This is a genomic window from Shewanella litorisediminis (assembly GCF_016834455.1).
GTDB lineage: Bacteria > Pseudomonadota > Gammaproteobacteria > Enterobacterales > Shewanellaceae > Shewanella > Shewanella litorisediminis.
On record NZ_CP069213.1, the window covers coordinates 2,672,515 to 2,691,884 of the forward strand.

Here is a 19,370-nt window from a genome sequence, read left to right on the forward strand (position 1 = left end):
TTTTATACCCTCTTACTGGCCCACAGCTGACACTATTCTTATCTGCTTCTCGTCGGGAATTTCCTGGTAGGAAATGACCCTCAGGTTGGGAATGGTGTATTTCACAAAGCGCGACAGGGTCGAACGCAGCATTCCCGAAGTCAGCAGTATGGCGGGCTGGCCCACCATTTCCTGCCGCTGAGCGGCGTCAGCAAGTGACTGTTGCATCCGCTCGGCCAATCCGGGTTCGATGTTGGGACCATCGCCGCCGGAAGCCTGCATCGACTGATGCAACATCTGTTCCAATTCTGGCGCCAAAGTTATGACAGGGATTTCAGCCTCTGGACCGGCTATTTCTTGAACAATCATACGTTTAAGGGCGATACGCACCGCTGCCGTGAGCACCTCGGTGTCACCGGACTTGGTACCATACTCCAGCAGTGTCTGGACTATGGTCCGCAGATCGCGCACCGACACCCCTTCGTTGAGCAGGTTCTGCATCACTTTCACCACGGTGCCGAGGGACATCACATCGGGGATAAAGCCATCCACCAGCTTGGGTGAGTGCTTCGCGAGAATATCCAGCAGTTGCTGTACTTCTTCATAACCGAGCAGCTTGGAGGCGTTGTTGCTGAGGGTCTGACTGATATGAGTCGCTACCACTGTGGCAGCGTCAACCACGGTATACCCCAGTGTCTGGGCATGCTCACGCAGCTCAGGCGCAATCCATACCGCTTCCAGACCAAAGGCAGGGTCGCGGGTCGTGACACCATCGAGTTGCCCAAACACCTGCCCCGGGTTGATGGCCAGTTCACAGTCGTGACGAATCTCGGCCTCACCCACCACTACGCCCATCAGCGAGATACGATAGGTGCTGGGGGCGAGATCCAGGTTGTCGCGAATGTGCACTGCGGGCACCAAAAAGCCCAGCTCCTGCGACAGCTTCTTACGCACGCCCTTGATGCGGGACAGGAGTTCTCCCCCCTGCCCCTTGTCCACCAGCGGGATCAGGCGGTAACCCACTTCAAGCCCTATGGTATCCACATGGCGCACATCGTCCCACCCGAGCTCCTTGGGAGAATTATCCAGCTTCTCGACACTGCCGCTTGCTGCGGCTTCAAGGGCCTGCTGCTTACGCTTCTCTATGCGTTTATTGAGGAAATAGGCGCCGGCGCCTGTGGCCGCTGCAAAGGTTAAAAACGCAAGGTGGGGCATACCGGGTACTATGCCCATCACAAAAAGCACCCCAGCGGCAATGCCAAGCGACTTGGGATTGTCAAACATCTGACTCATCACCATGCCACCCATATCGCCTTCTTCGTTCTGGCGGGTCACCATCAGCGCTGCGGCAATGGAGAGCAAAAGCCCAGGGATCTGGGCCACCAGGCCGTCACCTATGGTCAGCAGAGTATAAATTTCTACTGCATCCATAAAGGCCAGATCGTGCTGCACCATACCGATAACAAAGCCGCCAAGGATGTTAATCACCAGGATCATGATCCCGGCGATAGCGTCGCCTTTCACAAACTTGGACGCACCGTCCATGGCGCCGTAAAAGTCGGCTTCTTTGGTTACTTCGGCGCGGCGGGTACGGGCTTGTTCCTGATTGATTAGACCGGCATTCAAGTCAGCATCGATGGCCATCTGTTTACCGGGCATGGCATCCAGAGTGAAGCGGGCACTCACCTCGGAAATACGTCCGGCGCCCTTGGTGACCACGGCGAAGTTGATGATGATAAGGATTAAAAACACCACCAGACCCACAGCGTAGTTGCCGCCTATCACCACAGAGCCAAAGGCTTCAATCACCTTACCGGCCGCATCAGGGCCATTGTGACCTTCAAGCAGTACCACCCGGGTAGAAGCAACGTTCAGCGCCAGTCTCAGCAGCGTCGCCACCAGCAAAACCGTCGGGAAAGCAGCAAAATCCAATGGTCTGTTGGTGTAAATCGCAACCAGCAGTACCACCAGCGCAAGGGCAATGTTAAATGAGAACAGGATATCGAGCAGAAATGCCGGCATGGGCAGCACTATCATCGCCAGGGCCGCAAGCACCAATGCCGGGGTGCCTAAGCCCTGCAGGTTTGCCGGTTTCATTTTTTTGATTTGACCCAGTTGGCCCATGACATCCATCAGACGCTACCCAAAATTGACACTTTGGGCCTACAAAGCAAATTCCAAGCCAAATTACGGAGCATCGCGATTCGCAATGACAGCCAATCTGCTAATCGCTCAGTATTTGAGCTCGTCCGGGATGGGTTGATTGAGGGGGATGGGCGTTGGCTTTCGGCCACGACCTTTACGGTATTGTCGCAGCTGGAACACATAGGCAAGTACCTGAGCCACTGCGGTAAAGAGACCTTCGGGGACCTGCTGATTAAGCTTGGTGGTATGGTAAATGGCCCGTGCCAGTGGCGGCGCTGAGACGATGGCGATGTCGTATTCACGGGCGATTTCGCGAATTTTAAAGGCCACGGAATCTACCCCCTTGGCCAGTACAAAGGGCGCTGGAGAACGTTTTGCATCGTATTTCAGGGCAACGGCAAAGTGTTCTGGGTTAACCACTATCACGTCGGCCTTGGGCACCTCCGCCATCATGCGGCGCATGGCAATTTCCCGTTGCATTTGGCGGATACGGCCTTTCACTTCGGGCTTGCCTTCGGTGTCCTTATACTCATCTTTGACCTCTTGCTTGGTCATTTTGAGCTGTTTTTTGTGGTTCCAAACCTGAAATGGCACATCAATAACGGCGATGATAAGCATGGAACTGCACAGCAGCAGAAACATCCAGGTGAGCAAATCCAGGGCATGGAACACATTCGAAGGTAAATGTTCGGCAGAGATCTGAATAATTTCCGGAAAGTAGAACGACAACAGAAAGTACGCCGCCACCGCTACCACCGAAAACTTGGCCAGCCCCTTACCCAGCTCCATCAGCGCCTGCACACCAAACATGCGCTTAAAGCCCGCCAGTGGGCTCATTTTGCTGGCCTTGGGCAGCACTCCGTTACTGGAGAAAATAATGCCGCCCAGCACTATGTTACCGGCAAAGGCCAGTGCGGCCAGCACCAGCACCAACCCCAGCACAGGCAATACCAGCTCTTTGGCAATGGGAACCCAGATGTTAAGCATGCTGTTGGTATCAAACACCTGCTCACGACTTTGCACCATGGTCATCGTCATCACATTGTGCATTGCCTTGCCGAGGCTCGGGCCCAACATCAGAAAGCCAACGGCGGCGGCAAGCAGCACGGCAGCCGTTCCCAGTTCTTTGGAGCGGGCGACCTGGCCTTTTTCTCTGGCCTGTTCAAGTCGCCTCCCCGTGGGCTCCTCTGTGCGTTCCTGACTGGTATCGTTTTCTGCCATGTCAGTTCACCCTGCATTGAATATGGGTAATGTCACACAGCAACACCTGCGCCGCTTCCCAAATCTCACCGAAGTGGGACATCACGGGTGCCAGGGTTAACCAGAGGATAAATAGGCCACTTATCATCACCACCGGAAAACCGATGGCAAAGATATTGAGCTGCGGCGCTGCCCGGGTCATGACCCCGAACGACAGATTAATCAGCAGCAGTGCCACTATCGCCGACAGCGACATGGTGAGCGCTGCACCGAACATGTAACTGCCCCAGAGAGCAAGGCTTTGATAGTTGGCAAGGGTGATGCCGGTCATGGATACCGGCAGGGTGTCAAAGCTCATCACCAACATGCGGATCATGGTCAGATGGCCATCGACGGCAAGAAAAATCAGGGTGGCGAGCAAGAGAAAGAAGTTACCCAGCACCGGCGTTTGCTGGCCAGAGCCCGGGTCCACCATGAAAGAGAAACCGAGACTCGTTTGCATACCTATGATTTGACCGGTCAGCACAAATATCTGCAGCATCATCAGGGCAACCAATCCCATGGCAACGCCAATGAGGATTTGCTGGGCACTGATAAAAACGGAGCTCAAGGCAAACAGCTCGCCCTCGGGCATGGGCGGCAACATGGGGCTCACCGCAAAAGTCACGGCAACAGACAGTAGCAATCGCGCCCGCAGCGGCGCTGTGTTGGCGCCAAACACGGGAATCACCATAAACATCGCGGAAATACGGAACAAGGGCCAGGTATAGGCCTTGATAGTCTCCATCAGAGTATCAAGGAGGACGTCCATCAACCTATTACCGAAGGAATGAGATTTACCATCTCCAGAAAGAAGTCCATCATGGTTCTCACCAGCCAGTGCCCCGCCATCATCAGCGCCAGCAACGTCACGAGCAAACGCGGCAAAAAACTCAGGGTTTGTTCGTTGATGGAGGTCGCCGCCTGAAACACCGCCACAATCAAGCCGACGATGAGCCCTGGCACAATGATCACGGCCACCATCAGTACTATCACCGCCAGTGCTTCGCGGAAAATATCAATCAGGGCTTCTGGAGTCATAGGCGTCAGGTACCAAAGCTGTTGGCCAAAGTGCCCATGACCAGGCTCCAGCCATCCACCAGCACAAACAACATGATTTTAAAGGGCAATGACACAATCATAGGCGACAGCATCATCATCCCCATTGCCATCAGGATACTGGCGACCACCAGGTCGATAACCAAAAAGGGCACAAACAGCATAAAACCAATCTGGAAAGCGGTTTTCAGCTCACTGGTAATAAAGGCGGGAATAAGCACTGTCATTGGCGCTTCTTCGGGGGATTTGACATTGTCATATCCGGCGATATTCACGAATGTTTCCAAGTCGGTGATGCGCACCTGCGACAACATAAAGGCTTTGAGCGGCTCTTTACCGCGCTCGAATGCCTGGTCGATGGGCAGCGCCTCTTCCATATAGGGTTTCACCCCCTGCTCATAAATTTTGTCAAACACGGGCGCCATGATGAAAAAGGTCATAAACAGGCTCAGGCCAATCAGAACCTGATTCGAGGGCGCCTGCTGCAAGCCGATGGCCTGACGCAGCAATGACAGCGTGACTATGATGCGGGTAAAGGAGGTAAGCATGATGACCATGGCGGGCAAAAAGCTCAGCGCCGTCATCAACATCAGGATTTGCAGGGTAACCGAGTACTGAGTGCCGCCATCCGGCGTGGTGGTGACCGTTACCGCCGGCAACACGCCATCGGCACCCAACGCCGGCAGCGCTACCATCCCCGGCAATACCCATAATAAAATCGTCAGGAAACGGGTCATTTTTGGCCGTCCTTAGCCATTTTGAGGCGACTGGCAAAGGAGTCCTGTGCAATAGTCAAAGGCTCATCCAGCTTATCTATCAGGGTTATCTGTGATGCAGTCACCCCAAGGAGATACTGCTTCTCCCCTACCTGGGCCAGCACCAGCTTTTCACGCTGACCAAGCGGGGTTACTGCCAGGGTTCGCACCACATTGCCGCCCGACGGCACCAGATTAAGCCTGCGCACCACATAAGCCAGCACAAAAATCACCGCGAGCACCAGAATCAGGCCGCCAATCATGCTGGCCAGGGTGGTGGCATAACCCGCAGAGCCGGCGACATCTGTGCCGGCAGAACCTGTGGATGCCAGTGAGAGTAGAGTTAAAGACACACAGGCTCCCTATTGTTTTACTTGAGCTTTTTGATGCGCTCGGTTTGACTTATCACGTCAGTGAGGCGAATACCAAACTTGTCGTTTACCACCACCACTTCACCATGGGCAATCAGGGTGCCGTTCACCATCACATCCAGCGGCTCACCGGCCACCCGGTCGAGTTCCACCACTGAGCCCTGATTGAGCTGCAGCAGATTGCGGATGCTGATATAACTGCGCCCCACCTCCATGGAGATGGTCACTGGAATATCCAAAATGGCATCCAGCTTGGCGGCCTCTTCGCTGCTTAAGGGTTTAGTCTCATCTTTGAGCTCTTCAAACTCGGCGGCCTTGGCTTCTTCCAGGGCCTGCTCGGCCATCGCTGCGGCCCAATCGTCTTCGGTATTCATCTCATATCACCTTAGAGGTCATTGATATCTCTGGCTTTGCCCTTTCGGGTCACCAATTGCAATTCGGTTTTCACTGTCTCAGGACGGGGGATCTTTTCACAGATCTTGAGTGCCAACTGTTCACGGGATTTACCCAGTTTGCAGCGGTAAGTGGGCAGCTCTTCAATCTTCATCAAAACATATTCAGGCAGCTCGACCGGGATCACATCGCCGGCCTGCATCTCCATCACGTCCCTCAGGCTTATCTGGTGCTCAACCACTGTGGCTTCAAAGCCCACTTCGACATCCATGATTTCATCTTTGAGCGCCTGAGACCAACGCATGTCGGTATCCTGCTTATCGCTCTGCACACCCGCATCAAGCAATTCACGGATTGGCTCAATCATGGAATAAGGCATGGTGATGTGGAAATCACCGCCACCGCCGTCCACTTCGATGTGGAAGGAGTTCACCACCACCACTTCTGTAGGACTCACGATATTCGCCATGGCCGGGTTCACTTCTGAGTCGAGGTAATCAAACTCAACATCCATCACCGGCGCCCAGGCGTCTTTATAATCTTCGAAGATGATTTTCAGCAGCAGCTGTACAATGCGCCGCTCTGTCGGGGTAAATTCGCGGCCTTCAATTTTGGCGTGAAAGCGGCCATCGCCACCAAAAAAGTTGTCCACCAAAATAAACACCAGCCGCGCTTCCATGGTGATAAGCGCAGTGCCTTTGAGCGGTTGAAACCGCACCATGTTCAGGCTGGTTGGAACAAACAGGGTATGAACGTATTCGCCAAACTTGAGCATCTGCACGCCGTTGATAGACACTTCAGCGGCGCGGCGCATCATATTGAACATGCTTATGCGCAAATGGCGGGCAAATCGCTCGTTAACGATTTCCAGCGTTGGCATCCGGCCACGAACGATTCTGTCCTGAGAAGAGAAGTCGTAGGAGCGCGCCGACGCGCCGGCCTCACTGACCTCTTCTTCTTCAACATCATCCACGCCGTGAAGAAGCGCATCAATTTCGTCTTGGCTAAGTAAATCCGTCACAATGTTGCCTTATTCATTTGATAGCAATAACGCCCGTGTTATTGCATCACAAAACCGGTAAAGAGCACCTTTTCAACCACTTTGCGACCGGTAACGGGCTGCAGGGTATTTTGCACATTCAGCAGCGCCAGCTGCCTGAGTTCATCCTTTCCCGCCTGGGTCGACAGCTTTTGCACATCACCACCGCTGAATGTGGTCAGCAAGGCATCTTCAATCAGGGGAATGTGTTTTTTGATAAGCACGTCATCATCGGCGCCGCGCACCATCAACTGCACCTTGATCTCCACCAAACGGCTGCGAGGTTGGCCGGGCAGGTTAAACAAAAAGGGCCTGGGCATCGCCACATAAAAAGCTTCACGTGAATTTGACTCGGCAGACGATGCCGCGCCCGCCGTTTCGGTTGTGGCCTCACTGGCGACAGGCTCAGGTTCGCTGCTGCCCAAAAATAACCAGGCGCCCACACCCAGCAGTGCGGCTACGGCGACACCAATGATGATAAAAATGCCTTTCTTACTTTTCTTGGCACTGGTTTCTTCCAGTTGTAGGGACTCTTCTTCTGCCATCTGGCTTATCCTTTTTGCTCAGCACCCGGGTGCATCAAGGCTCAATCAAGCCCAAAATAAACAAGTGTCTATAGGTTACCTGCTTAAGCGTAATAATCTATACCCGAGCTATAACTTGTTGTCTGATTTGCGCTTGATTGTAACTCTTCTGCTGGAAATTCATCCATGGTCACAAACTGGTTGCCTTCCGGGGCGTCCTGGCGTTCACGGCCGTCACCACGACGCTCATGGGATACCTGTCCATCGGTCAATTCCATGCCTTGCTGGGCAAGCAACTCTCTGAGTCTGGGCATTGCCTGCTCGACAACGTCTTTGGTTTGCTGGGCGGATACATGGAACTGTACCTGGGTTTCATTGCCCTGAACCTGGATGCGAACCATCATGGAGCCAAGCTCCGGCGGGTCAAGGCGTATTTCGGCCTGTTGTATGCCGTCCCTGACCATGGCGATAAGCTTGGTGTGCATGACAGGGGCAAATCGGGCAACCATGTCCGGCTGCGTCATGGGCCGCTCATGGGCCGTGCGAAGCGACATTGTCATGGGCTGTGCTTCGTGAATGCGGGCCTGATGCAAAGACGGTGCTTTCAGGTCGGAAACTGATTCGGTTGCCGCCAGGCTCTTGGTCTCTATGGCGGCCAAATCGGATTTATTGGCGACGGGCTCTGCAAGGCGGCCGATGGTCTCCAACGACTTAAGGGGCAGCTCTTCCCTGACTGAGGTACTTGCAGCCAAGCCCTCGTCATTGACAGGCTTTGAGGCATCTGATGCCTGGGACACAATCCCCGAAAAGTCCTTGGGACTTGCGCTTTCCGGGCCCTTGATGCCCAGAGTGTCAGCGGCAACTGTCGACGCCATTCCCCGGTCAACCGTTTGTCCGGCATCAGCCTTTGCCATATCAGCCTTTGCCGCATAAGCAATAGGAGCAGCGTCAGATTCTGCATCGCCACCCACACGAGCCATGGCCACCTCCAACCCTTTCGCCCCTGAAGGCGCACGGGTCGCAGCTTGAGTCAATGCCGCTGCAGCACCATTACCCGACTGAAGATTGGACTTGGCAACGTCTACAGCCGCATTATCAGACGGGCTCTTCAACGAAGCGTCCGTTGCCGATGGGGTATGTGCGGCTTGTGGCAGTGACTGCATAAAGAGGGCTAACTGCTCTTGGGCGTCAATATCTGATTCCAGCCCCTGAATGTCAGTCTGCAGCAGCTTTGCCAGTGCATCTTTCAGGGAGGGATTATCGGCCAATAAGCCAGTGAACGCGTCTTCATCCAGGGCGGTCAGCGCTGATGGGGTCAAACCGAGCTGTGAGGCTATTTGGTCACGCTCAGCATCATCGGCATTTTTCATCAGGGCACTGAAACGTAAAAAGAGCGCGTCAACCGCGATCGCCTGTTCGTTGTCGGCGATAACGCCATCGGTTGCCGCCTGCATTTCTGACGGTGCCGTTTCAAGCGGCAAGGCTTCGCCGCCTTTCACGGCAGCCTTATCGGCGGCAAATTGACGGGAAAAATGAATTTGGGCCAGCACGCTAGAAACCCCATCACCTGCAGCATCGGCAGTATCCGCTTCACCTTCTGCTGGAAACGAGGCATTACTTTGGTCGTCTGGCCTGGGGCCTTTTAACTGCAAACCTTTTACGGCAGACTCTTCGTAAGCTGCTGTTTTTGTGATGATAGATTCAAAATCTGCACCATCAGCTGTGGCGCTGGATGGTTCAGGGCTGGCACTGCCAGCACCGCCGCTGGCCGCGCCAAAAAGCACATTGAGGATCTGTTGCATCAGTGTTCTCCCGCATTGTCCCGGGCACTGTGTGCCGGCTAGAGACAAGGCCGATAGGGACAAAGTCTATGAGTCTGACAGGATTGCAGCAAATGCCATGCCAATCGTACAGTTATCCGAATGCTGCGCTTACCCCAGCGGTTACTGAGTCAGCTATTGCGGGCCTTTGCGGATAAACTGCTGCATGGCGAACTCATCGAGCAATTTTTGCTCTTGTCTCGCTTCTTTTGCTTCGCGTTTGTCGGCTTTGTGCTTGAGCAGCAGCTCGACCGCCTTACGTTTCTGCTGCTTTTCAAGCCAATGGCGGCGTCTGTGCTCCAACTGGCTTTCAGCGCCGGTCACGCTTTGCACCTGCTGCGAAATCGCCTGATCGATTTGCTTAATAAATCGATGAAACTGCTGATAATAGCTGGCGCTGATGTTCTTGCCTTCCTGACCGGAAAGTTGACGCATATAGTCAAGCCGGTACTGATTGAGTGCGTCCAGCTGTTGCGTCAGGCGACCAAGTTCCAACTGCGCACTGCGAAGTTGCAGTGCCGCCTGTTCCTCAGCATCCTGGGCCAGTTTTAATACCGTCAGCAGCGGGTCCGGGCGCGCCATGGATTAGCCCTTACACTGGGCGGCAATCTGCCCGAGCATGGTTTCACTGTCGGTCAGACTGATGGCATCACGCATCCCCTGCCGCAAAAAGGCGTTCATGGCGGGCTGCAGGCGAATGGCATTATCGATGCGGGGATCGCTGCCGGCGGCATAGGCGCCAATGGAGATCAAATCCCGGTTTTGCTGGTAGAGAGAATAGGTTTGTTTTACCCGGCGCATCGCCTCGAGGTGAGCCGGGCTGATGACCATGGGGGCAACCCGGCTGATTGAAGCCTCTATATCAATGGCAGGGTAATGACCCGAATCGGCCAATGAGCGGGAAAGCACTATGTGACCATCCAAAATGGCGCGTGCCGCATCCGCTATGGGGTCCTGTAAATCGTCCCCTTCGGTCAATACTGTGTAAAACGCAGTAATGGATCCCTGCCCCGGCCCACCGTTTCCGGCACGCTCGACGAGCCTGGGCAACTTGGCAAACACTGATGGCGGATAGCCCTTGGTTGCGGGAGGCTCTCCCACGGCCAGGGCAATCTCACGCTGCGCCTGGGCATAGCGGGTCAGACTATCCATCAAAAGCAAGACATTAAATCCCAAATCGCGGAAATACTCGGCAATGCGGGTGGAAGTTTCACAGGCACGCAGGCGCATCAAGGGCGATGTATCGGCGGGAGCCGCCACCACCACTGAGCGGGCACGCCCTTCAGGACCAAGGATATCTTCAATAAATTCTTTGACTTCGCGGCCACGTTCGCCAACCAGCCCCACCACAATCACATCGGCCGTGGTGCCGCGGGTCATCATGCCAAGGAGCACAGATTTGCCCACGCCCGACCCGGCAAAGAGCCCCATACGCTGCCCCTTACCCACAGTCAACATGGCGTTGATGGCACGAATGCCCACATCGAGTGGCTCATGAATTGGCCGGCGTGCCAGAGGATTAATGGCCGAGCCATGGCGTGGGGCTATGTCTGTGGTGCCCAAGGGGCCCAGACCGTCCAAAGGCTCACCACCACCATCGAGCACCCGCCCCAAAAGCGACATGCCCACATGGATCCCGGTTTGCTCACCTAATGGCCTTACCCTGGCGCCGGGCAGCACACCTTTCAGTTCTTCGATGGGCATCAGATACAGCAGGTTTTCATCAAAACCGACCACTTCGGCGATAAGCTCGCCACCCATGGTGTCGATGGCACAGAGACTGCCGACGGGGGCACGGCAACCACTGGCTTCCAGTGTCAGCCCTACCACACGTACCAGTTGCCCTTCGGCCACCGGACGATTGACCGGCAAAGATTGCCGTAGCTGACGCAGGTTATTCAGCAGATGGTGGCGACGATTTATCATCCCCCGGCTCCTGTTCAGCCCCATCCACTTCTGTTTGATTGGGGCGCCCTGTATCTGCCCCCTGCAGCTGTTGCTGCAATACCTGGGCTTCACGCTCCAGCGTTTCATGACGCTCTATCGGCGCCGCCAATACTGCCGCAATCCGGTTTTCCAGCCTCATGTCCACCCGGGAGCGCTGACTGTCTATCACCAGCTCGCCCCGCGCCAGAAGCGGGTCGCTCTCCAGCTGCCATAGTTTACGGGTGAGTTCGTCGGGGCCATACAGGCTGCTGACCAGGGTAACGTCTTCCGGATTGAGCCGGATTTTAACTTGCTGCTCTTTCAACGGCAGGCAGTCAACCCCTTCACGCAATGCTGCAAGCACATGTTCGGGATGTGTTTTTAACTCGTGCTGCAGAATTTGCTTTGCCAAGCCCATGGCGAGGGAAAGCAGTTCCTGCTCAATTTCGTTATCCAGTACCGCCATGGGTGCGGCGAACTGCTCAATCAGGCCTTCAAAGCGGGCAATCAATCGGGCGGCGTCTTCCAGACCCTGCGCCATCCCCTGCTCATGGCCCTGACGGACGCCTTCTTCGTGGCCTTCTTTCAAACCCTGTAAACGACCGGCCTCCAGCCCCTGAGCCAAGCCTTCCGCATGACCTGCCGCCAGGCCTTCCTGTTCGGCCTCGGCTCGTATCGCCTCTATTTCGGCCAGTGTGGGCGGACGGATTTCCTCTTCTTGCTCTGCAACAAAGGTTTGCCCCGGGCGCCTGCCCAGCAGGTTGGCCGGCTCTTCTTCGCGCGCAGAGGACATATCAGGCAATCGCCAGTGGGCGAATTCGTCCTGCTCCTCACCGCGCAATATGTTTTTGGGGCGTTTGCTGTCAGTCATCAGATGAACTCTTCACCGCCGCCGCCACCGAGCATGATTTCACCGGCATCAGACAGGCGTCTTGCAATGGACAGAATTTCCTTCTGGGCCAATTCCACTTCGCTGATACGGATTGGGCCCATGGCTTCGAGATCATCACGCAGCAGCTCGGCTGCGCGCTTGGACATATTGCCGAGGATCTTGTCTTTAAGCGGCTCATCGGCACCCTTGAGCGCCTTCATCAGCACATCCTGCTGCACTTCACGCAGCAAGGTTTGGATACCACGGTCGTCCACATCGATAAGGTTTTCGAACACAAACATCAGATCCTGAATTTGCTGCGCCATTTCTTCGTCGGTTTCGCGCATGGTTTCCATGAGCTGACTTTCGATGGCGGTATCCAGGTAGTTCATGATGTTGGCCGCGGCCTTCAGGCCGCCCATCTTGGCCGCCTGAGCACCACCCTGACCGGCAAATTGCTTCTCCATGATGTCGTTCAGCTCCTGCAGGGCCGCGGGCTGCACCTCTTCGAGGTTGGCAATCCGCATCAGGAGATCCAGACGGGTGTTTTCCGGGAACTGGGAGAAAATCTCCGCGGCCTGGTCTGGCTCAAGATAGGAGAGCACAATGGTTTGAATTTGCGGGTGTTCATTCTGGATAATGGTGGCCACCTGACGGGCGTCCATCCATTTCAGTGAATCCAAACCCTTGGCACCGCTGCCCATGATGATCTGTTCAATCAGGTTACCGGCCTTGTCTTCACCCAGGGCCGCCGTCAGCGCCTTGCGGACAAACTCCTCACTGTTAAAACCGATGGAGGAGAATTTCTGAATGTCATCCAGAAACTGCTTGTGCACCGCGATAACTTTTTCCTGACCAAAGTCTTCAAGCGCCGCCATGGCCATACCCACCTTTTGCACCTGTTTGGGCTCAAGGTGCTTAAGGATAGAGGCGGCATCGGCCTCACTCAGGCTCAGCAGCAGAATGGCAGTTTTTTCAACGCCGCTTAAGTTGCTGACTTTGAAACCGGATTCGGATTTTTCTTTATTTTCAGCCATTGTCCTGTTGCAACCAATTCTTCACGACTTGAGTGGAAAGCTCAGGTTCGTTGGCAACCAGAGCGCGGATAGCCTTAATCATATCATCATCTTTGTGCAGATTCGGGATGAGAATAGAGCCATCGTCGGCATAGCTGTATTCTGCATCGCTGGCATTGAGCATGCCCAGTGTGTCTGCGGCAAACTGATCTTCAATCTCTGCCAGTTCATGACCCAGGCGGCCATCATCGGGCATATCGACCTTGTCGGTGAGCAGCAGTTTCTTCAGCAGTGGCCGCACAACAAAGAGGATAAGCACCAGGATTGCCAGAGAGCCGGAAGCCAGTTTCATGGCCTTCCAGAACCAGGGCTGTTCCCACATAGGCAGCTCTGGGACTTCCTCAACCAGCTGATCCATAAAGGGCACTGTGACGACTTCGATGCTGTCACCCCGCTGACCACTGAAACCCACGGCGCCTTCAAGCAGACGACGAATATTGGCAAGCTCGGCCTCGGTGCGGGCAACACGATTTACCTGACCTTCGGTGTTGGCTTCACCGGTTTTATAGTCCACCGCCACGGATACACTCACCCGGCGCACCACGCCAACCTGTTGACGGGTGTGGCTGATGGTGGTGTCGAGCTCATAGTTACGGGTTGCTTCACGGTGTGAGTTGCCACTGGCCTGGGCCTTTTCCTGCGCTTCCTGCAGGGTTTGGGGAATGTTTGACTCCATTGGCGGCTGATTCGACAGCGCACCCGGGATCCCCATATTGGCTTCACCGTTGGTTTGGGTTTCCAGGGTCATTTCGCTGCGTACCGCCGGCAAATCCGGATTGAAACGCTTGGCGGTTTGTTCCACGGCGGTAAAGTCCATGGTCACATCCACCTGAGAGGTGTAATTTTCGGGCCCCAGGATGGGCATCAAAATGGCATCAACCTTGGCGCGGTATTCGGCCTCTTTTTGTTTGACGAGCTCGAGTTCACGGCGGGCACGGGCAGAAGCGCCGTCCTGACTGCCGGAGTTCAGCAAACGGCCGTTGGAGTCGGTCACTGTCACCCGGGTAGGCTCCAGACCCTGTACGGCAGACGCCACTATGTCGACAATGGCATCCACTTCTTCCTGACCAAGGCCACCACGACGACTGGTGACAACCACAGTGGCGCTGGCTTTGGACTGGTTACGGGCAAACACGTTTTCTTTGGGCAGCGCCAGAATTACTTTGGCACGACTGACGCTTTTCAGCTCTTCGATGGTGCGGGCGAGGTTTTGCTCCTGACTGTGCTTGAGTCTGGCCTGCTCCAGACGCTGACTCACGCCAAAACCCATGTCCTGACTCAGAAAGTCCTGATTGCTGGTACTGGCTGCATCCACACCGTTGCGGCTCAGCAGCAACCGGATGTCCTGATACTTATCTTCGGGGACTCGCAGCACGTCAAAATCCACCTGATAGGGGATTTTGTTTTTGTCGAGCACATCCAGCACCTGGATCATTTCCTGGGCTTCAAACTTACCCAAGGGGCGATATTCAGGCTCCTGTGCCCACATCATGACAAACACCGCCAATGCCAAACAAATGGCAAGGGCCAGGATCATGGTGACCTGCCGCAGCATATCGGCGCTGCCGAGGTTACCCAGCATCCCGGATTTGTTTTCCTGTTGTACACCGCTCATGCCGCTGTCGGTGCTGACGATCATATCTGTGCTCACGTTCAGTATCCTTCAGTGGCCGCTTTAAACGGGCATGCTCATGATTTCTTTATAGGCTTCGACCAGCTTGTTACGCACCTGCACCGTTGCCTCAAAGGCGACGCTGGATTTTTCCCGGGCAATGACAGTATCAGACAGGGTTACACGGGTGTCACCCATGTCGAGTCTGGTCGCCAGGCTTGAAGAGTTTTGCTGCAACTCATTCACATGGCCTACCGCATTGGCAAGCAGACTGGCAAAGTCAGCGCCACTGGTGTTACCGACCTGACGAAGCGGTTGTGGCTCAATACCCATGGAAGGACTGAGTTCGCCCTGGAGTTTCTGCATTTCCTGCATGAATGAAGATGGACCTATTTGCATATGCTGCTCCCTTCGCCATGAAATTGACGGGATAAATCGCTGATATCGGGGTACTGCAAAAGCCTTGCCAATAAACTAAAAAAGCAGGCCAAGCCTGCTTTTTGTGATGTTTTTGCCCAAATATCAGGCAGGTAGCTGAATACCCATTTCCCGCATACGGGCCATTTTATACCTGAGGGTTCTGGCACTGATCCCCAGCCGCTCGGCCACCAATTTGCGGCTGCCGCGGCACTGGCTGAGGGTCTCAAGGATTATCACGTGTTCCTGGGCCTTGAGCTCATCCCCCAATCCTTCGGGCTCGGACTTGATGGCCGTTTCTTCGTGGGTGATTTGGGTGACATCCATGGCATCAATAATGATGTCATGCACACCTATCTTAACGCCGGCAGACAGGATCAGCGCCCGCTGCACCACGTTATCGAGTTCTCGGACATTCCCCGGCCACCGATGCGCCAGCAATCTGCGACAGGCTGCTTCATCAAATTCAGGAACCTCTGTCCCCAGACGCTCTGCGTGGCGGGCCAGCAAATGCCGCGCCAGCGGCAAAATGTCCTTTGGTCGCTGGTTCAGTGCCGGCCAGGTCAGTGGGAATACGTTGATACGGTAATAGAGGTCTTCACGGAAATCCCCCCGCTCCGCCATGGCCTTGAGCTCGCGGTTGGAGGTGGCAAGTACCCGCACATCCAGCTTGATGGTTTTACGGCCACCGAGGCGCTCGACTTCCCGCTCCTGCAATACCCGCAGCAACTTCGCCTGCAAGCCCAGGTCCATTTCGGAGATTTCATCCAGCAGCAAGGTGCCACCCTGGGCCTGCTCGAATTTTCCGGGACACGCCTGATAGGCTCCTGTAAAGGCGCCTTTTTCATAACCAAACAGGGTAGCTTCCAGCATGTTTTCCGGGATGGCTGCGCAGTTGATGGCCACGAAGGGACCATCTGAGCGCAAACTTTGCTTATGGATATAGCGTGCCAGCACTTCTTTACCTGAGCCTGAGGGCCCGAGGATCATCACAGATGCCTCGGACTTGGCCACCCGCCCGGCGAGGGCAAGCAGCGCCTGACTGCGCTCATCGGCAACCACAGGCGCACCGGTATCGGCTTGTGCAGGCATGTAGCGACTGACCTGATTAAGCAGCACTTCGGGTGAAAACGGCTTGGCGAGATAATCCACTGCACCGAGTTTGATGGCACTCACGGCGCTGTCTATGGTGGCGAAGGCTGTCATCAGCAATAAGGGAACTTTGGGATGATGCTGCCGTAAGTAGGCCAACAGCCCCATGCCGCCTATGCCTTGCATCTGCACGTCGCTGATAACCATATCAAAACGTGATTCTTTCAACGCAAGAATGGCTTCTTCGGCACTGGGCAGCGCCACACAGTCAAACTGCGCCAGCATCAGGGTGTCGAGCAGTGCCTCGCGCAGAGACGCATCGTCCTCGACAAGTAGCAGTCTGCCTTCAGGCATGGCTAACCTCCTTTACTGAATCTTCTGAAATCACGGGGAATTTAAGCATGACACTGCAGCCACGATTGGATGCACATTGCATTTTCAGCTCACCGCCGTGGTTACGCACCACTGTCTGTACCACAGCAAGTCCAAGGCCTGTGCCCTGTGCCTTGGTGGTGAAAAAGGGCTCCATGACCTGCTGCTCGCTGCCCGACTCCAATCCTTTGCCATCGTCAACCACCGCCAGCACCAGACGTCCATCGTGCACACTGCCATGAAGCAGTATGTGGCGGGCCCCCGCTTCCAGGCTGTTCATCAAAAGATTATTAATGGCTGAACTCAATGCGCTCTGGGAAGCGGCCATCATTGCACCAAGGGATTCATCCTGAAACCGCAAGGCACAGGCTTTATCTGCGGCGATGGGCTCACAGGTTGCCAGCACCGGGGCGATAATGTCAGCCAACGACATGGGTGACATGGGGGCTTCCACCTTGCCCCTTGCCATCAACAACATGTCGTTCACCTGTCGCTCCAGCTCATTGAGCCGGTCCACCAGCTTTTGTTGGAAGCGACTGCGGGAGTCATGGCTCAGCTTGGGACTGGCAAGGTTTGCTGCATACAGCAGCGCGGCCGACAGGGGGGTTCTGATTTGATGTGCAAGCGTGGCGACCATTTTTCCGAGGGCAGAAAGACGTTGCAGATGAGCAAGATTACGCTGCAATAAGCGGGTTTCGGTCAAGTCGGTCAGCAGAATCAGCTGCCCGGGTTCCAATGGCGTAATGGCCAGTTTGACTCTGCGGCCATTCTTCAGCGAGACCTCATGGCCATCGTCATCCTGAGGCGAAAAGGCTCTGGCGATGACGCTGAGCCAGCGCTCACCTTCCAAAGGCCGGTCAAGCAGTTCAACCGCCACGGGATTCGCCAGAGTGACAATGCCATCGGCATTCAGGATAACCACGCCAGAGGGCATTGCTTCGAGGATCTGCGCCATTTGCTGGGCAGATGCAACACCGCTGGGCTTCACCTCTTTAAGATGAGTCCGCGCCGGAAAGTCGGCTATCTTGGCTAAAGCTTTGGTGGCCATGGAAACCCCGTCAAAATTACGTTATTGACGGGGTTAATGCAGGGACTGTGCCAGAGTAGAAATTTAGTAAATTGGGTGGGAGATGAGTAAAATTAGTCCTTACTCATCCCATACTTACGCATTTTTTCAACCAGAGTGGTTCTGCGGATCCCCAGCATTTCAGCTGCGCGGGCAACGACGTTATCCTGCTGCTCCAACGCCTGACGGATCATGTCGATTTCAAGCTCGGCCAGCAAATCTTTAAGATTTACCCCTTCCGGAGGCAATTCGCTTGGGAAGCGGGTTTCCGGAATTTCCACCGGCTCATCATCGTTGAAGATAGATGCCAGCGCATCGCGCTCCAACATCTCTTCGCTGACTTCGACACAATACTCGGGTACGTCGATGTGTCGATACTTAACGGGCAGATCGTTCACATCCACCAAACCACCCGGATACAGGATAGTCAGGCGTTCAACCAGATTGGAGAGTTCGCGGACGTTACCCGACCAATCATGTTCTTTGAGAGATTCAATGGCGCGCTGGGTGAAACGCACCTTGCCGCGGCCTTCGTTGAAGACGCGACTGACCAGCTCCTGCAGCAGCAGAGGAATGTCATCACAGCGCTCCGACAGTGACGGCATTTCAATGGGGAACACGTTGAGACGATAGAAGAGATCCTCACGGAACTCATTATTTTCTATCATGTTTTCAAGGTTTCTGTGAGTTGCTGCCACCACGCGGACATTGGCCTGAATGGGTTTACTGCCACCCACGCGCTCAAATACGCGCTCCTGCAACACGCGCAGCAGTTTTACCTGCATGGCAAGGGGCATATCACCGATTTCATCCAGAAACAGGGTACCGCCTTCAGCCAGTTCAAAGCGTCCCTTACGGGAGCTGATGGCTCCGGTAAATGACCCTTTTTCATGGCCAAAGAGTTCACTTTCAAGCAATTCCGGTGGAATAGCCCCACAGTTGACGGGAATAAAAGGACCGTCTCGACGCTCTGACAGATAATGGATATTGCGTGCAACCACTTCTTTACCGGTACCGGACTGGCCAAGCACCAATACAGTCGCATCCGATGGCGCAACCTGACTGATGAGATGACGCACGTTGACAATGCCTTCACTGCGGCCAACGAGGCTGCGGAATAACTTGGTCTGGTTGCCGCTGGTGGGTACATCCGGGCGCTTCTGCTGGCCAAAGACCTGACAGAAGTGCAGCAATTCGGTAAGTTGGGGGTAGTTGAATGGCTCTTCAATGCTACCGATAAGATTTGCGCTCAGATCATCTGTTGCGCCCAGCAGTAAAATCGGCTGCCAGGGCATTTTGGTGGCAAACACTTTTACCTGCTCCAATGGCAGGGATTCAAGGTCAACAATCAGTGCCCGAAAACGGGTTTCCTTGACGGCTTGTTCCAGGCCACTTGGGTCCAGGGTCTCTAGTTGTTCACCTAAAAACTCAAGAATGCAGGAAAGACGACCGATACGTTCGGTCTGGTTTCCTACAAGCAAAATTCTCTGGTCTGTCTGCATCATTCAGTTGGCCGTAACGCTCGAATTTCTAACGAATCGCATTAATTATTGGTGTTCGTTGCTCACAGGGCGTCAATGCTGTTACTCCGGGAAAACTGCCGGTCATTCACAC

19 protein-coding genes are annotated in these 19,370 nt (G+C 54.8%); all 19 read right to left on the minus strand.

Translation table 11 applies throughout. From position 1 onward, the window contains the following. Positions 1–12 precede the first annotated feature (12 nt). Complete coding sequence (flhA, locus tag JQC75_RS11740) at positions 13–2,112, minus strand: flagellar biosynthesis protein FlhA (RefSeq protein ID WP_203324274.1); 2,100 nt, start codon at positions 2,110–2,112, stop codon at positions 13–15. Between the two features lie 99 nt (positions 2,113–2,211). After that, complete coding sequence (gene flhB, locus JQC75_RS11745; RefSeq protein WP_203324275.1) at positions 2,212–3,345, minus strand: flagellar biosynthesis protein FlhB; 1,134 nt, start codon at positions 3,343–3,345, stop codon at positions 2,212–2,214. A 1-nt stretch (position 3,346) separates the two neighbouring features. Further along, positions 3,347–4,135: a flagellar biosynthetic protein FliR gene (gene fliR / locus JQC75_RS11750; protein ID WP_203324276.1), complete on the minus strand. Its 789-nt coding sequence runs from the start codon at positions 4,133–4,135 to the stop codon at positions 3,347–3,349. Then, entirely contained in the window at positions 4,135–4,404 is a 270-nt protein-coding gene (gene fliQ / locus JQC75_RS11755; protein WP_203324277.1) for a flagellar biosynthesis protein FliQ, read from the minus strand. The genes fliR and fliQ overlap by 1 nt, the downstream gene beginning before the upstream one ends. A gap of 5 nt (positions 4,405–4,409) precedes the next feature. Further along, a complete protein-coding gene (gene fliP / locus JQC75_RS11760; RefSeq protein WP_275403214.1) occupies positions 4,410–5,117 on the minus strand; it encodes a flagellar type III secretion system pore protein FliP in 708 nt (235 codons plus the stop codon). A gap of 38 nt (positions 5,118–5,155) precedes the next feature. Beyond that, the gene (gene fliO / locus JQC75_RS11765; RefSeq protein ID WP_239002151.1) at positions 5,156–5,509 is read right to left on the minus strand and encodes a flagellar biosynthetic protein FliO; all 354 of its coding nucleotides are present in this window, start codon (positions 5,507–5,509) and stop codon (positions 5,156–5,158) included. 38 nt (positions 5,510–5,547) lie between these two features. After that, positions 5,548–5,922, minus strand: coding sequence for a flagellar motor switch protein FliN (fliN, locus tag JQC75_RS11770; protein WP_011760402.1), 375 nt, complete (start codon positions 5,920–5,922; stop codon positions 5,548–5,550). Positions 5,923–5,933: 11 nt separating this feature from the next. Beyond that, complete coding sequence (gene fliM / locus JQC75_RS11775; RefSeq protein ID WP_011760403.1) at positions 5,934–6,962, minus strand: flagellar motor switch protein FliM; 1,029 nt, start codon at positions 6,960–6,962, stop codon at positions 5,934–5,936. A 38-nt stretch (positions 6,963–7,000) separates the two neighbouring features. Continuing rightward, the gene (fliL, locus tag JQC75_RS11780; protein ID WP_203324280.1) at positions 7,001–7,525 is read right to left on the minus strand and encodes a flagellar basal body-associated protein FliL; all 525 of its coding nucleotides are present in this window, start codon (positions 7,523–7,525) and stop codon (positions 7,001–7,003) included. Between the two features lie 83 nt (positions 7,526–7,608). Then, positions 7,609–9,306, minus strand: a complete 1,698-nt coding sequence (locus tag JQC75_RS11785) for a flagellar hook-length control protein FliK (protein ID WP_239002001.1) — start codon at positions 9,304–9,306, stop codon at positions 7,609–7,611. 153 nt (positions 9,307–9,459) lie between these two features. Continuing rightward, a complete protein-coding gene (fliJ, locus tag JQC75_RS11790) occupies positions 9,460–9,906 on the minus strand; it encodes a flagellar export protein FliJ (protein ID WP_203324281.1) in 447 nt (148 codons plus the stop codon). A gap of 3 nt (positions 9,907–9,909) precedes the next feature. After that, complete coding sequence (gene fliI, locus JQC75_RS11795) at positions 9,910–11,250, minus strand: flagellar protein export ATPase FliI (RefSeq protein ID WP_203324282.1); 1,341 nt, start codon at positions 11,248–11,250, stop codon at positions 9,910–9,912. Next, on the minus strand, positions 11,219–12,121 hold the full coding sequence (gene fliH, locus JQC75_RS11800) for a flagellar assembly protein FliH (protein WP_203324283.1): 903 nt from the start codon (positions 12,119–12,121) through the stop codon (positions 11,219–11,221). The genes fliI and fliH overlap by 32 nt, the downstream gene beginning before the upstream one ends. After that, positions 12,121–13,158, minus strand: coding sequence for a flagellar motor switch protein FliG (gene fliG, locus JQC75_RS11805; protein WP_011760409.1), 1,038 nt, complete (start codon positions 13,156–13,158; stop codon positions 12,121–12,123). The genes fliH and fliG overlap by 1 nt, the downstream gene beginning before the upstream one ends. Beyond that, on the minus strand, positions 13,151–14,836 hold the full coding sequence (gene fliF / locus JQC75_RS11810; protein ID WP_203327212.1) for a flagellar basal-body MS-ring/collar protein FliF: 1,686 nt from the start codon (positions 14,834–14,836) through the stop codon (positions 13,151–13,153). The genes fliG and fliF overlap by 8 nt, the downstream gene beginning before the upstream one ends. A gap of 36 nt (positions 14,837–14,872) precedes the next feature. Continuing rightward, positions 14,873–15,208 (minus strand): flagellar hook-basal body complex protein FliE, encoded by a 336-nt coding sequence (gene fliE, locus JQC75_RS11815; protein WP_203324284.1) that lies wholly within the window; start codon positions 15,206–15,208, stop codon positions 14,873–14,875. A 123-nt stretch (positions 15,209–15,331) separates the two neighbouring features. Further along, positions 15,332–16,672: a sigma-54-dependent transcriptional regulator gene (locus JQC75_RS11820; RefSeq protein ID WP_203324285.1), complete on the minus strand. Its 1,341-nt coding sequence runs from the start codon at positions 16,670–16,672 to the stop codon at positions 15,332–15,334. Further along, complete coding sequence (locus JQC75_RS11825) at positions 16,665–17,738, minus strand: sensor histidine kinase (protein WP_203324286.1); 1,074 nt, start codon at positions 17,736–17,738, stop codon at positions 16,665–16,667. The genes JQC75_RS11820 and JQC75_RS11825 overlap by 8 nt, the downstream gene beginning before the upstream one ends. 92 nt (positions 17,739–17,830) lie before the next feature. After that, the gene (locus tag JQC75_RS11830) at positions 17,831–19,261 is read right to left on the minus strand and encodes a sigma-54 dependent transcriptional regulator (RefSeq protein ID WP_275403193.1); all 1,431 of its coding nucleotides are present in this window, start codon (positions 19,259–19,261) and stop codon (positions 17,831–17,833) included. Between the last annotated feature and the right edge of the window lie 109 nt (positions 19,262–19,370).